This window comes from Gryllotalpicola sp., from assembly GCF_027352875.1.
Taxonomy (GTDB): Bacteria; Actinomycetota; Actinomycetes; order Actinomycetales; family Microbacteriaceae; genus Gryllotalpicola.
Map to the genome: position 1 here is coordinate 1 of NZ_DAIEII010000026.1, position 12,987 is coordinate 12,987.

Below are 12,987 nucleotides of genomic sequence, written 5' to 3' on the forward strand. Positions count from 1 at the left end.
GATCGCGCCGGCCGGGCTCGCGGCGAGCGGCAGCATCGGCAGGATGACCGCCTGGTAGGCGTGGTAGATGTCGGGCTTGCCCTCCCAGATCGTCGTCGACGGCACGTTCGTCGGGTCGAGCTGGTGGATCCACGAGCCGAACTCGCGGTCGAGGAAGTACGCGTCGGCGTAGTCGAGCCAGCGCAGGTAGTCGTCGAGGTATTCGGTCTCGCCGGTGGCCTGGTAGAGCGCTGCGGCCGCGCCGACCGCCTCGGCGGCGACCCAGTGCAGGCGATCGGAGATGACCGGTGTGCCGTCCCAGCCAGTCGTGTAGAGGAATCCTGGCCGGCCGTTGCGGGCCCAGCCGTCGGCGACGGCGTGGCGGTACAGTTCCACGGCCGCCGCGGTGAGGTCGTCGCCGCCCTCGAGGTGCGCGTCGGCCTGCAGCAGCAGTCGGCTCCACTCGAGCGCGTGTCCTACGGTCGCCCCGTAGGGGCGGAACTGGTCGGCCGGGCTGTCGGCGTGGTACTCGGGCTGGGGTGCCCAGGCGGCGTCGAAGTGCTCCGGGATGCGCCAGCCGTTGCCCGCCGCCTGATCGGCGACGAACCGGCAGATCGCCACCGCGCGCTCGACGAGGGCGTCATCGCCGAGCGCCTGCCAGGCCGTGAGCAGCGCTTCGACGAAGTGCATGTTGGCGTTGATGCCGCGGTACGGATCGACCGTGGTCCCGTCGCCCGAAACGCGGTCGGCGATGAGGGGCCGCGCGGCATCGCCGAAGAGCCGGTCGATGACGGCGAGGGCATCGCGGAGGATGCGCACGCCGTCGGGATCCCCGGCGATCGCGGCGGATCCCGAGGCGATGACGACGAAGGCCGCGGTGTAGGCGAGCTTGTCGTCATCCGGGGAGGACTCCGCCGTCTCGAGCCAGCCGCCGTGCTCCGGGTCGCGCGCCATCGTGTCGATGCCGTGCAGCAGTCGCTCCGCGGTGGCGCGGGCGCCGGGAATGCCCCGCAGCGCGGCGAGGTAGTGCACATGGGCCATCCGGCAGGTGATCCACGTCGCAGCGGGCTTGCCGGGGTCGGCGGAGCCGTCGGAGGCGAGCCAGTTCGCCATGCCGTCTTCGCGGACGACAGCGTGCGCGAAGGCGAGGAGGCGCTGCTCTTCGCCGTTCAGCCAGGCGAGGTGGGCGCTTCCCAAGGTGTCCGCGATCGAGGTCATCGCGGGCTGTTCTCTCGGGGCACTCGCAGCAGCGCGCCGGTGCCGCGGCAGGTCGCCGCGGCGATGAGCATGGCGTGCCGCAGGGCGGCCGACCACGCAGCCGCGTCGGCGGGGAGGTGGCCGCGGCGGACGATGTCGGCGACCACCGCCGCGAGTGTCGCGTCGCCGGCGCCCATCGTGTCGACGATGGGGCCGGGCAGCTCGGCGATCGGCTCCCGCGCCATCGTGCCGTGCGGGGTGTGCACGGATGCCCCCTCCGCACCGGCTGTGGCGAGGACGCAGCCGGCCCCGAGGTTGAGGAGATGTGCGGTGGCGGACTCCAGGGGCAGGTCGTAGAGGAGCGCGGAATCCTCTTCGCCGATCTTGAGCAGAAGGGTGTCGGCGGCGAGGTCGTCGATCGCGGCGCGAAAAGCGCCGGTGTCGTGCATCATCGACGTGCGCGGGTTGGGGTCGACGATGAACCGCTCGGCCGACCGCGCGACGGCGGCGCGCAGTGCGGCGGTCTGTGCGGCGTCGTCGAAGGGGAAGCAGCTCGTCACGACGTAGGGGGCGGCGTCGATGGCAGCGCGCACCTCGGCGCCGAACTCGATGGCGCGGTTCTGGGCGGCGGCATTGAACACGTAGCGCGGCTCGCCGTTCACGCGGGTCGAGATGCCGCGCGAGCTGCCGTAGGGCGCCGGCGTGCCGATGAGGCCGACGCCGCGCCCGGAGAGATACTCGCGGATGCGGTCGCCGTCGGCGTCGTCGCCGACCATGGCGATGAGCGTGGTCGGGATGCCGAGGATGCTGAGGCCGACGGCGACGTTGAGCGCCGCGCCACCGACGAACTCGGCCACCGAGCCGTCCTCGTGGTGGATCTCGTCGATCAGCGCGTCGCCGATGATGGCCAGCGGTGCGTCAGTCATGGGGCGGAATCTCTCCCGAGCCTCGGACGATGAGCGTGGTCGGGACGACGAACTCGCGTGCGGGCGAATCGTCGCCGGCGATCCGGTCGAACATGCGCTTGGCCGCCAGCGCGCCGATGCGGTCGGGGTGCTGCGCGATGACGGTGATGGCCGGGTCGAGCAGGCCGGAGAGCGGGATGTCGTCGAAGCTCACCAGCGCGGTGCTGCGCTGCACGCCGAGGTCGCGCAGCGCTCGGATCGCGCCGATCGTGACGAGGTTCTGCGCAGTGAAGAGGGCGGTCGGCGGTTCCGGGCGGCGCATGATCTCGAGCACGGCACGGTAGGAACTCTCCTCATCATGGAGGCCCTCGACGACGGGGGTGTCCGCCGCGAGGATGCCCTCGCGGCTGACTTCTCCGAGGAATCCCTCGCGCCGCAGCGCGGCGGTCTTGATCTCGTGGCGGTCGCCGAGGTAGGCCAGACGCCGGTGGCCGTGAGCGATGAGGTGGCGGGCTGCTGCCGCAGCTCCCTCGGCGTTGTCGGAGATGATCGCATCGGCCTCGACGCCGGTGGGCGGGCGGTCGACGAAGACGAATTGCGTGCCGTGGCGCTGCTCGGGGACGAGGTAGCTCTGGTTCGGGGTGACCGTGGTGAGGATGAGTCCGTCGAGCCGCCGCCGCAGGAAGGCCTGCACGATCCCGCGCTCGCGGTGCGGGTCGTCGTCGAGGCTTGAGGCGAACACGGCGGCGTCATGCTCATGGGCGGCTTCCTCGATGACCCGATGGAGGGCGCCGACGAAGGGGTTGTCGACGCTGCCGACGAGGAGGCCGATCGTGAGATGCCGCTTGGCCTTGCTCCTCAGTACGCCCGCGTGGGGGTTGGGGAGGTAGTCGAGCTGCTCGGCCGCGGCGCGGACCCTGCCGGTGATCTCCTGGGAGACGTAGGGCTCGTCGTTGATGACGCGCGAAACCGTCTTGAGCCCGACGCCGGCGAGGGTAGCGACCTGCTTCATGGTCGCGCGGTGCGAGCTGTCGGGTCTTTCCGGATCTGACATCGTTGCCATAATGTGACTCCACTTTGGGCAGGACGCTTGACTGTACAGCAGCAGTAGCCTAGAACTACATTCTGACATCGTTGTCATACGGCAGCGACGCTGCCTCTTCACAGAAGGACGTTCAATGATGAATCCCCTCACCCGCGGTCGTTGGTCGACGCGGGCTCTCCTGCTGGCCTCGATCGGCGCCGTCTCCGCCATCGCCCTCGCCGGCTGCTCCAGCTCCGGCACGGCCAGCAGTTCACCGAGCGGCTCCGGCGGCACGAGCTCGCCCACCGCAAAGCAGCTCACCATCGGTTTCGTGGTCGGCGCCTCGTCCGACCCGTTCTTCGTCGCCATGAAGCAGGGCGCGTCCGCCGAGGCGAGCGCGCTCGGTGCCAAGCTCATCTTCCAGGGCGACGCGACGACGTACTCGCCGGCCACCCAGATCCCGATCCTCAACCAGGTGCTCGCCCAGAAGCCCGACGGGCTCGCCCTCGCCCCGACCGACCCCAGCGCGCTGCAGTCCGAGGTCGCGAAGGCCGTCGCGCAGGGAACCGCGGTGGTGAACGTCGACAGCAGGGTCAACGACCTGAGCCAGGCCGTCTCGTTCATCACCGGTGACAACACGCAGGGCGGCGCGAAGGCCGCCGACGCCATCGCCGCCGCGATCGGCTACCAGTCCGGCAAGACCTACCAGGTCGTCGCAGGCCTGACCTCGGCGACCGCCTCGACGAACGTCGCCCGCCTCGACGGCTTCAAGCAGCAGATCGCGGCGAAGTACCCGGGCATCCAGCTCGTCGCCACCGGCTACTCGCAGTCGAATCCGACCACCGCGAACACCAACGTCAACAACTGGCTGACCCAGTACCCGAACCTCGCGGGCATCTTCGCGATCGACGGCACGAACGCTCAGGGCGCCGCCGCGGCGTTGCAGGCCAAGGGTCTCGTCGGCAAGGTGGCGCTCGTCGGGTACGACGCCTACGCCACCAACGTCGACCTGCTCAAGAAGGGCGTCTTCACGGCCCTCATCGCCCAGAACCCCGTCGAGGAGGGCAAAGAGGCCGTCGACACCCTGGTCAAGTACATCCGGAGCGGCAACTCGAAGGCCGGAATCCAGGCCGCGGTGACGCTGCCGAACATCGTGCTCACCAAGTCGACCTCGAGCGGCGACCTGGCCAAGTACACCTACCCCCAGGGCTAGGACAATGGCGGTGGTGGATTCCGCGGTCGCGGAAGTCGAACGAGAAGGGCACGCAGTGAGCACACCGGCTTCCCCGGTCCGAGCGGAGGCGGCGATGCCGCGCAGCAGGCGTGGCATCGCCGGGCGCATCCTGCTCGACCAGCAGTCGATCCTCGTCTACGTCCTCGCGGCGCTGGTCCTGGTGTTCACCGTGATCAACCCGGTGTTCTTCTCCGTCGGCGTGTTCGGCAACATCCTGGTCGATTGGGCGCCCATCGCCCTCATCGCCGTCGGCGAGACGTTCGTCGTCATCACCGGGGGGATCGACCTCTCCGTCGGATCCACCATCACCATCTCGGGCGTCATCGCCGCCTTCGCGATGGCGGGGCTCACCGGGGCCGGCTGGCCCGACCCGGTGAGCCTCGCCGTCGGAATCCTCGTCTCGCTGGGAGTCGGCGTGCTCGTGGGGCTCGTCAACGCGGTGCTCATCAATGTCGCCAAGCTCGTTCCCTTCATCGCCACCCTGGCCACGCTCGGCGCCGGTGCCGGGCTCGCGCTCGTGCTCACCAAGGGCGGCCCGGTCGGAGGCGGCCCATCGAGTGCCATCGGGCTGAGCGCGCCGACCATCGGCCCGTTCTCCTGGCCGATCATCATCGCGATCGTCATCATCGCGATCGCGGGCCTCTTCCTGCACTTCGCCCGTTTCGGCCGCTACACCTACGCGATCGGGGGCAACACGTTCTCGGCGACGGCCGCCGGCATCAGCGTTCCGCGGCACCTCGTCAAGGTCTACGGGCTCTCCGGGCTCTTCGCCGGCGCGGCAGGCATCATGACCTACCTCACGCTCGGCTCGGGGTCGCCGACCTCGGGCACGAGCGATGAACTCAGCGCCATCGCCGCGGTCGTCATCGGCGGGGCGAGCCTCACCGGCGGCGTCGGCAGGATGGGCGGCACAGTGCTCGGCTCCCTCATCCTCACCTCGGTCACCAGCGGCCTGGTGATCTCGAACATCGACCCGAACTGGAACCAGGTCGTCGTTGCGATCCTCATCGCGGCGGCGGTCACGCTGCAGACGGTGCGACGCGGCCTGGGTCGCCGGAGGCACTCATGAACGACTACCTCTACGAGGTGCGCGGCATCTCGAAGAACTACGGCAGTGTCGTCGCGCTCGAGGACGTCAGCCTGGGTGTGCGCGCGGGCGAGGTTCTCGGCCTCGTCGGCGACAACGGCGCCGGCAAGTCGACTCTCGTCAAGGTGCTCTCTGGCGCGCATCAGCCCGATGTCGGCGACATCCTGCTCGACGGCGTCGAGCACACCTGGCGCACTCCCCATGACGCACTCGAGGCAGGCATCGAGACGCTCTACCAGGACTCGGGCCTCGCCCCGAACCTCAGTGTGGGCGCCAACGTGTTTCTCGGCCGCGAGCTCACGATGCCTGGTCCACTGGGCAGACTCGGCTTCCTCGCCAATCGGCGCATGGAGACCGTGGCGCATGAGGAGCTCGACAGGGCGGGCATCGGGGTGGCCTCCGCGGACCGTACCGTCTCGGAGCTTTCCGGCGGCCAGCGCCAGGCGGTTGCCATCGGCCGCGCGGTGGCGTGGGCGCGGAAGGTCATCATCCTCGACGAGCCGACCAATCATCTCGGCGCCCGCCAGGCGAACGAGGTGCTCGATGTCATCCGAGCCGCCAAGACCAAAGGGCTCGGAGTGATCTTCATCTCGCACACGCTGCCTCATGTGCTCGAGGTCACCGATCGCATCGTGGTCCTGCGCCTGGGCAGGGTGGTGAAGGACGCCCCGACGTCGGCATTCGACGCGCAGAGCCTCCTCGGCACGATCACCGGCCTCATCGGCGCCGACGCGCCATGAGCGCCGGCGCCGCGCTGCTCTACGCCGAGTTCACCGCCCTCTCCGGGCATGAAGAGGAAGTGTCCGCACTGCTCGCCAGGCTTGCGCACGACGTCCGCGCCGAGCCGGGCAATGTCGCCTTCGTCCCTACGCGCCGCCCGGGCAGGGACGGCGATTTCTTCGTGTGGGAGGAGTATGCCGACCAGGCCGCCTTCCAGGCGCACATCGGGTCCGCGCATTCGCGTGCCTTCAACGAGGCGCTCGCCCCGCTCGTCGTCGGCGGAGCGTCGACGCTCAGCTGGCTCGAACCGCTCTGATCGCCCCGGTGCGGGAGTAATCCCCTAGGTTCGACGGCGCGATCCTTCCCCTGCAGTGAGAGACTCGGCCTCGATCCGACGAGAGCGAGGAGGGCCGCCGTTGCCGGAGCAGGCATCGAGCACCGTCGCGCCGCTGCGCGTCGGCGTCGTGGAGGATCAGCCGCTGTACCGCGACATGATCGTGGGCTTGCTGCGCGCCCAGAGCGACGTCGCCGTGCCTCTCGTCGCCTCCGGAGCCGCCGACGCGCGCAGCCAGTTCTTCCCGGGTCTCCTCGACGTCGTCATCCTCGACGTGTACCTGCACGACGGCAACGGCCTCGCGCTCGGGGTCTCACTGCGCCGGGCGGACCCGAATATCGGAATCCTGCTGCTGTCGAGCCACGACGTCATGGAGCTGCTGCTCGACCTGCCGAGCGACGTCACGGGCGGCTGGAGCTACCTCTCGAAGACCTCGACGCTGTCGACCGACGTCGTGCTCTCGACGCTGCGCGCAGCGGCCCGGGGCGAGACCGTGGTCGACCCCCACCTCGCCGAGCGGTCGTTCCGCCGTCGCGACTCCAGCCTCGAGAAGCTCACCGAGCGGCAGTATCAGGTACTGCAGCTCGTCGCGTCCGGCTTGTCGAACGGCTCGATCGCCGAGCGGCTCGGCATGGCCCAGCGCACGGTGGAGAACACCCTCGTCGACGTCTACGACGTGCTCGAGCTGCCCCCGGATCACAACTCGCGCGTGCTGGCAGTGCTGCGTTTCATCGAGGAGACCTCACGGCATGACCACTGACCGCCTCGGTGCGAGCGACGACGTCCGCGGGGTGCGCAGTGCGGGCGGCGTGCTGCTCATCGTCGCGGGGACCGTCGGCTTCGGCTTCGGCATGGGCGCGGCCGGTCAGACGTTCGCGCTCCAGCTCGTGTTCAGCGGCCATCCCGAGACGGCGTACGGCGGATTCCTCCTCCGAGTGGCCGTGAACCTCGTCACGGTCCTCGTGGCGCTCGCCGCGGCGCGGTGGTCGCGACTGGTCGGAATGGGCCCGGCGACCGCGGTACGGACCATTGCCGCGATCGCGGTCGGCTCCGGTGCACTGCGCGCGTTCGCGCAATGGCTGCTGGGCATACAGATCCAGCGCACCTGGGGGAACGCCGCCGTCGAGACCATGTCCGGCGCGCTCGTCACCGCGCTCGCCTTCGCGGTCGGCATGGTCGCCGCGCGCCTCCTGCTGCGCCTGCGCGATGAGGAGCGGCGGCGCGTCGTCGACGAGAAGCGGGCGGCCGACGCCCTCGAAGCCCTTCAGGCCGAGGAGGCGCGCATCCGCCGCGAGGTCGTCGATGGCCTGCAGGGCGGCGTTCAGGACCGGCTCGTCGACATCGACCGGCGGCTCGTCGAGATCGCCGGGGCGGCCGCCGCCGCGGCGCCGGCCTCCGGCCTCGCGGTTGCGGTGGAGGAGGTCCGCGACGAACTCGGCGCGACGCGCAATCTCGAGCTCCGCGAGCTCCTCGTCCTGCTCTACCCCGAAGGGCTCGAGCTCGGCCTCGTCCACGCGGCCCGGATCCTGCTGAGGCGCGTCCCCGCCACCATCTCCGTCGCGCTCGAGATCGACCCCGAGCTCAATGGCCTGCTCCTCAACACCCCGGAGCGCATGCGGCGGCGACTTCTCATCCTGCGCGTGGTCGAGGAGGCGCTGTCGAACGCGCTGCGCCACGGCCGCGCCACGCGCCTGCGCCTCGCCCTCGACCTCGAGGGCTGGGGCGTCCGGATCGCCTTCGACGACGACGGGGTCGGGATGCCCGCCGCGCCGGAGCTGCGCGGGCTCGCCCTGCTGCGCGAGCGCGTCGAGGCGGAGGGCGGATGGCTCGAGATCGAGCCGTCCGCGGCCCTCGGCGGCACCCGCCTGACGGCCTACATCCCGGGCGCTCCCGGCGAGCGCGCCGAGGACGGCTGAGAGGCCCGCCCTCGCTAAACTCGCGGCATGGCCGTTGACAGCGCGATGTTCCCGGTGCCGAAGAAGCTCAAGGAGCACGGCCCCGCCCGGATCATCGCGCTGTGCAACCAGAAGGGCGGCGTCGGCAAGACGACGACCTCCATCAACCTCGGTGCAGCGCTCGCCGAATACGGCCGGACGGTGCTCGCGATCGATTTCGACCCGCAGGGCGCGCTGTCGGCGGGGCTTGGCATCCAGACCCACGACGTCACGACGATCTACGAGCTGCTGCTGAACGGCAAGATCGACCCGCGCACGGCCATCCAGCACTCCAGCGTCGAAGGGCTCGACGTCATCCCTGCCAACATCGACCTCAGCGCGGCCGAGGTCCACCTCGTCAACGAGGTCGCGCGCGAGCAGGCGCTGCAACGGGTGCTGAGCAAGGTCGCGGCCGAGTACGACGTCATCCTCATCGACTGCCAGCCCTCGCTCGGCATTCTCACCGTCAACGCGCTCACCGCTGCGCACGGCGTGCTCATCCCGCTCGAGACCGAGTACTTCGCGCTGCGCGGGGTCGCCCTGCTCATCGACACCATCGACAAGGTGCAGGAGCGCCTCAACCCCGCGCTCCAGCTCGACGGCATCGTGCCCACGCTCTACGACCCGCGCACGCTGCACGCGCGCGAGGTGCTCGAGCGGGTGCGCGAGGCGTTCGGCGACACGGTGCTCCAGACCCAGATCGCGCGCACGGTGAAGTTCCCCGACGCCTCGGTGAGCGGCACCCCGATCACCCAGTTCGCCCCCGACCACCCGGCCGCAGAGGCCTATCGGCAGCTGGCGCGCGAGCTCATCAAGCGGGGCGCGGTTGCCTGATTCCGAGCCGCTCGCCGCGGCGCCGTCGTTCCGTCTGGCGCTCGACAACTTCGAGGGCCCGTTCGACCTGCTGCTGTCGCTCATCGGCAGGCACGAGCTCGACGTGACCGAGATCGCGCTGTCGCGAGTGACCGACGAGTTCATCGCCTACCTGCGTCGCATGGACGTCGGCGCGGTCATGGACGAGGCCTCCGAGTTCCTCGTCGTCGCGGCGACCCTGCTCGATGCGAAGGTCGCAGGCCTCCTCCCGCAGGGCGAACTCGTCGATGCCGAGGACGTCGCCCTTCTCGAGGCGCGCGATCTGCTCTTCGCCCGCCTGCTCCAGTACCGCGCGTTCAAGGAGGCGAGCGGCTGGTTCGCCGAGCATCTGGAGGCCGAGTCGACCCGGCATCCGCGCAGCGTCCGGCTGGAGGAGAAGTACCGCGCCCGCACGCCTGAGCTCGTCTGGACGCTCTCGCTCGACGATTTCGCTGCGCTCGCGCTGATCGCGCTCACCCCGCGCGAGCCGCCCGTCGTCGCGCTCGACCATCTGCACGCGCCGCTCGTGTCGATCCGCGAGCAGGCAGCCGTGGTGGTGGCGCTGCTGCGGCAGGGCGAGCCGCTGACCTTCCGCCGGCTCGTCGCCGGCGTCGAGGTCAAGGGCGTCGTCATCGCCCGCTTCCTCGCCGTGCTCGAGCTGTACCGCCACGCCGCGATCGGCTTCGAGCAGCTCGAGCCGCTCGGCGAGCTCACCCTGCGCTGGAGCGCCGACACCTGGACCGACGACAACCTCGCCGCGCTCGGAGCCGATTACGATGCCTGATTCCGTGACAGGCCGGCCGCTCGACGTGCCGCGCGCGCTCGAGGCGATCCTCATGGTCGTCGATGAGCCGCAGAGCCTCGTCGCTCTCGCGACTGCTGTCGGCGCGCCGGTCGCGGCGGTGCGGCAGGCGATCGAGGCGCTCGTCGCCGACTACGACGGCGACGCGCCGGGGTCGATCCGGCGCGGCTTCGAGCTGCGCGAGGTCGGCGGCGGATGGCGTCTCTACGTGCGCAGCGAGTACGACGATGTCGTGCAGGACTTCGTCACCACCCAGAGCCCTACGAGGCTCTCGCAGGCGGCGCTGGAGACCCTCGCCGTCATCGCCTACAAGCAGCCCGTGACGCGGGGCCAGGTCGCGAGCATCCGCGCCGTCAACGTCGACACTGTCGTGCGCACCCTGCTCGGCCGTGGCCTCATCACCGAGCTCTTCGCGGATTCCGAGACGGGCGCGATCAACTACGGCACCACCGATCTGCTGCTGGCCCAGCTCGGCATCAACTCCGTCGACGAGCTGCCTCGGATCTCGCCGCTGCTCGACGACGGCGCGGCCGGCTTCGACCAGGACGTGCGGTGACCGTGCCAGGTCCGCTGCGCCCCAAGCCGCTCCACCCCGACGCCCTCGGCGTGCCGGGGGAGCGCCTGCAGAAGGTGCTCGCCGCCGCCGGCGTGGCGAGCCGTCGCGTCGCGGAGGAGCTCATCGTCGCCGGGCGCGTCCGAGTCAACGGCCAGATCGTCACCACTCTCGGCACCCGGGTGAATCCCGAGGCCGACAAGGTCGCCGTCGACGGGGTGGCCGTGCAGCTCGACGCGAGCAAGCGCTATGTCATGCTCAACAAGCCGACCGGCGTCATCTCGTCCTCGTCCGACGACAAGGGCCGCCGCGACCTCACCGAGTTCACCGGCGGTTACCCGGAGCGGCTCTTCAACGTCGGCCGCCTCGACTACGACACGAGCGGCCTGCTGCTGCTCACCAACGACGGCGAGCTCGCCCAGGTGCTCGCGCACCCCTCCTTCGGCGTCTCCAAGACGTACCTCGCCAAGGTGCGCGGCGAGGTGACTCCGCAGACGATCCAGCTCCTCAAGCGGGGCATCGAGCTCGAGGACGGGCCGATCGCCGCGGATGCCGCGAAACTCGTCGGCGGCGCCGGCCAGGGCGGCGCGAGCCTCGTCGAGCTCACCATCCACTCCGGTCGCAACCGGGTCGTGCGGCGCATGCTCGACGCCGTCGGCCACCCCGTCATCGAGCTCGTGCGGCGCAGTTTCGGCCCGCTGCACCTCGGCTCGCTCGCCTCGGGAGCGACCCGCGATCTCACTAAGGTGGAACTCGGCCAGCTGCTGACGCTCGCGCGCTCGGCGGAATCCGACCGGAAAGACCCCCAGTGACCTCCTCGCGCGTCAGCGGAACCGTCCGCATCGTCGGCTCCGGCCTGCTCGGCGGGAGCATCGGCCTGGGCCTCACCGCGAAAGGCGTCGACGTCGTCCTGGCGGACGCCTCGCCCTCCAATCTGCGCCTCGCGATCGACTACGGAGCGGGGCGTGCGGCGAGTGCGCCGTCGACCGCCGACCATCCCGCCCTTATCGTCGTCGCGACCCCGCCCGACGTCGTCGCCGACGTCGTCGCCGCCGAACTCGCCCTGTTCCCGGACGCCGTCGTCACCGATGTCGCGAGCGTCAAGGCCGCCCCGCTCGCGGCCCTCAGGGCCAAGGGCGTCGACCTCGCCCGCTACGTCGGCTCGCACCCGCTCGCCGGGCGCGAGCGGGGCGGAGCGATCAGCGCCCGCGCCGATCTCTTCATCGGCCGGCCGTGGGTGGTCAGCGCCCGCGCCGAGAACCCGCGGGACGCCGTGCAGGTCGTCGAGGATCTCGCTCGCGACCTCGACGCGAACATCGTCGCGATGGACCCGGAGACCCATGACGCCGCCGTCGCGCTCGTCTCGCACGCGCCCCAGGTGATCTCGACGCTGCTCGCACGCCGACTGCTGGACGGATCGGATGCCGCGCTCGCCCTCGCCGGCGCTGGATTGCGCGACACCACCCGCATCGCGGGCTCGCAGCCGGAGCTCTGGGTGCAGATCCTCTCGGCCAACGCCGCCGCCGTCGCCCCCATCCTGCGCGCCTACAGCGTCGATCTCGACCGCATCGCCGCGGTGCTCGAGGCCGTCGACGCGCCGGGCAGCCATCTGGCGCTCGCCGAGCTGCTGGCCTCGGGCAACGCCGGCGTCGCCCGCATCCCCGGCAAGCACGGCCACGACCAGCGCTTCACGAGCCTGGTCGTGCTGCTCGCCGACCGCCCCGGCCAGCTCGGCCGGCTCTTCGCGCACCTCGGCGAGCTCGAGGTCAACGTCGAGGACCTGCGCTTCGAGCACTCGCCCGGCGCCGAGGTGGGCCTCGCCGAGATCTTCGTCGTGCCCGAATCGCGCGAGCGCGCCATCGTCGGCCTCACCGATCTGGGTTGGACGATCAGCGGATGACGCCCGTCATGGTCGCGATCGACGGCCCGGCCGGCAGCGGCAAGTCGAGCGTGTCGAAGGCGGTCGCGCGGCGCCTCGGCTACGCCTATCTCGACACCGGGGCCGCGTATCGGGCGCTCGCCTGGCACGCCCGGCACGCGGGGGCGGACCTGGATTCCGCGGAATCCGTCGCCGCCTCGCTCGGCTCGTTCGACTACGCGGTCGGCACCGACCCCGACGACTTCTGGGTGCGGGTTGACGGGGTCGACGTGACCGAGGCGATCCGCGACCCCGCGGTCTCGGCGATCGTGAGCACGGTCGCGCGCGTCCCCGCCGTGCGCGAGCACCTCAATGCGCTGTTCCGGTCGATCGCCGCTGCGACCGACCGCCCCGGCATCGTCATCGAGGGCCGCGACATCACGACGGTGACCGTGCCGGACGCCCCGGTGCGCATCCTGCTCACCGCCTCGGAGGAGGTGCGCGCCGC

General features: G+C 70.7%; 15 protein-coding genes. 12 read left to right on the forward strand and 3 right to left on the reverse strand.

Features of this window, described 5'->3' with window-relative positions; all coding sequences use genetic code 11:
* From M7D61_RS03555 to M7D61_RS03565, 3 genes are all read right to left on the reverse strand, one after another.
* Positions 1-1,197 (reverse strand): AGE family epimerase/isomerase (locus tag M7D61_RS03555; protein ID WP_298227679.1); only part of this gene is annotated, 1,197 nt, incomplete at its 3' end.
* The gene (locus tag M7D61_RS03560) at positions 1,194-2,102 is read right to left on the reverse strand and encodes a PfkB family carbohydrate kinase (RefSeq protein WP_298227681.1); all 909 of its coding nucleotides are present in this window, start codon (positions 2,100-2,102) and stop codon (positions 1,194-1,196) included. The genes M7D61_RS03555 and M7D61_RS03560, both read right to left, overlap by 4 nt.
* Complete coding sequence (locus M7D61_RS03565) at positions 2,095-3,144, reverse strand: LacI family DNA-binding transcriptional regulator (protein ID WP_298227682.1); 1,050 nt, start codon at positions 3,142-3,144, stop codon at positions 2,095-2,097. Before M7D61_RS03565 ends, M7D61_RS03560 begins: the two co-directional genes overlap by 8 nt.
* 115 nt (positions 3,145-3,259) lie before the next feature.
* Between M7D61_RS03565 and M7D61_RS03570 the strand changes: the two genes are divergently transcribed.
* The 12 genes from M7D61_RS03570 to cmk form a co-directional block, all read left to right on the forward strand.
* Positions 3,260-4,318 carry a substrate-binding domain-containing protein gene (locus M7D61_RS03570; protein WP_298227683.1) on the forward strand — a complete coding sequence of 353 codons (1,059 nt, stop codon included), beginning with the start codon at positions 3,260-3,262 and terminating at the stop codon, positions 4,316-4,318.
* Positions 4,319-4,412: 94 nt separating this feature from the next.
* A complete protein-coding gene (locus M7D61_RS03575) occupies positions 4,413-5,408 on the forward strand; it encodes an ABC transporter permease (protein ID WP_298227685.1) in 996 nt (331 codons plus the stop codon).
* Positions 5,405-6,166, forward strand: a complete 762-nt coding sequence (locus M7D61_RS03580) for an ATP-binding cassette domain-containing protein (RefSeq protein WP_298227686.1) — start codon at positions 5,405-5,407, stop codon at positions 6,164-6,166. The genes M7D61_RS03575 and M7D61_RS03580 overlap by 4 nt, the downstream gene beginning before the upstream one ends.
* Positions 6,163-6,462 (forward strand): putative quinol monooxygenase, encoded by a 300-nt coding sequence (locus M7D61_RS03585; protein WP_298227687.1) that lies wholly within the window; start codon positions 6,163-6,165, stop codon positions 6,460-6,462. Before M7D61_RS03580 ends, M7D61_RS03585 begins: the two co-directional genes overlap by 4 nt.
* 100 nt (positions 6,463-6,562) lie before the next feature.
* Positions 6,563-7,240 (forward strand): response regulator transcription factor, encoded by a 678-nt coding sequence (locus M7D61_RS03590; protein WP_298227688.1) that lies wholly within the window; start codon positions 6,563-6,565, stop codon positions 7,238-7,240.
* A complete protein-coding gene (locus tag M7D61_RS03595) occupies positions 7,230-8,396 on the forward strand; it encodes an ATP-binding protein (protein WP_298227690.1) in 1,167 nt (388 codons plus the stop codon). Before M7D61_RS03590 ends, M7D61_RS03595 begins: the two co-directional genes overlap by 11 nt.
* 27 nt (positions 8,397-8,423) lie before the next feature.
* The gene (locus M7D61_RS03600) at positions 8,424-9,248 is read left to right on the forward strand and encodes a ParA family protein (RefSeq protein WP_298227692.1); all 825 of its coding nucleotides are present in this window, start codon (positions 8,424-8,426) and stop codon (positions 9,246-9,248) included.
* Positions 9,241-10,050, forward strand: coding sequence for a ScpA family protein (locus tag M7D61_RS03605; protein ID WP_298227693.1), 810 nt, complete (start codon positions 9,241-9,243; stop codon positions 10,048-10,050). The genes M7D61_RS03600 and M7D61_RS03605 overlap by 8 nt, the downstream gene beginning before the upstream one ends.
* Positions 10,043-10,624, forward strand: a complete 582-nt coding sequence (gene scpB / locus M7D61_RS03610; protein ID WP_298227696.1) for an SMC-Scp complex subunit ScpB — start codon at positions 10,043-10,045, stop codon at positions 10,622-10,624. Before M7D61_RS03605 ends, scpB begins: the two co-directional genes overlap by 8 nt.
* Positions 10,625-10,626: 2 nt before the next feature.
* The gene (locus tag M7D61_RS03615; protein WP_298227702.1) at positions 10,627-11,433 is read left to right on the forward strand and encodes a pseudouridine synthase; all 807 of its coding nucleotides are present in this window, start codon (positions 10,627-10,629) and stop codon (positions 11,431-11,433) included.
* Positions 11,430-12,521 (forward strand): prephenate dehydrogenase, encoded by a 1,092-nt coding sequence (locus M7D61_RS03620; RefSeq protein WP_298227698.1) that lies wholly within the window; start codon positions 11,430-11,432, stop codon positions 12,519-12,521. Before M7D61_RS03615 ends, M7D61_RS03620 begins: the two co-directional genes overlap by 4 nt.
* Positions 12,518-12,987: (d)CMP kinase (gene cmk, locus M7D61_RS03625; RefSeq protein ID WP_298227700.1), on the forward strand; the 470-nt coding region annotated here is incomplete at its 3' end. The genes M7D61_RS03620 and cmk, both read left to right, overlap by 4 nt.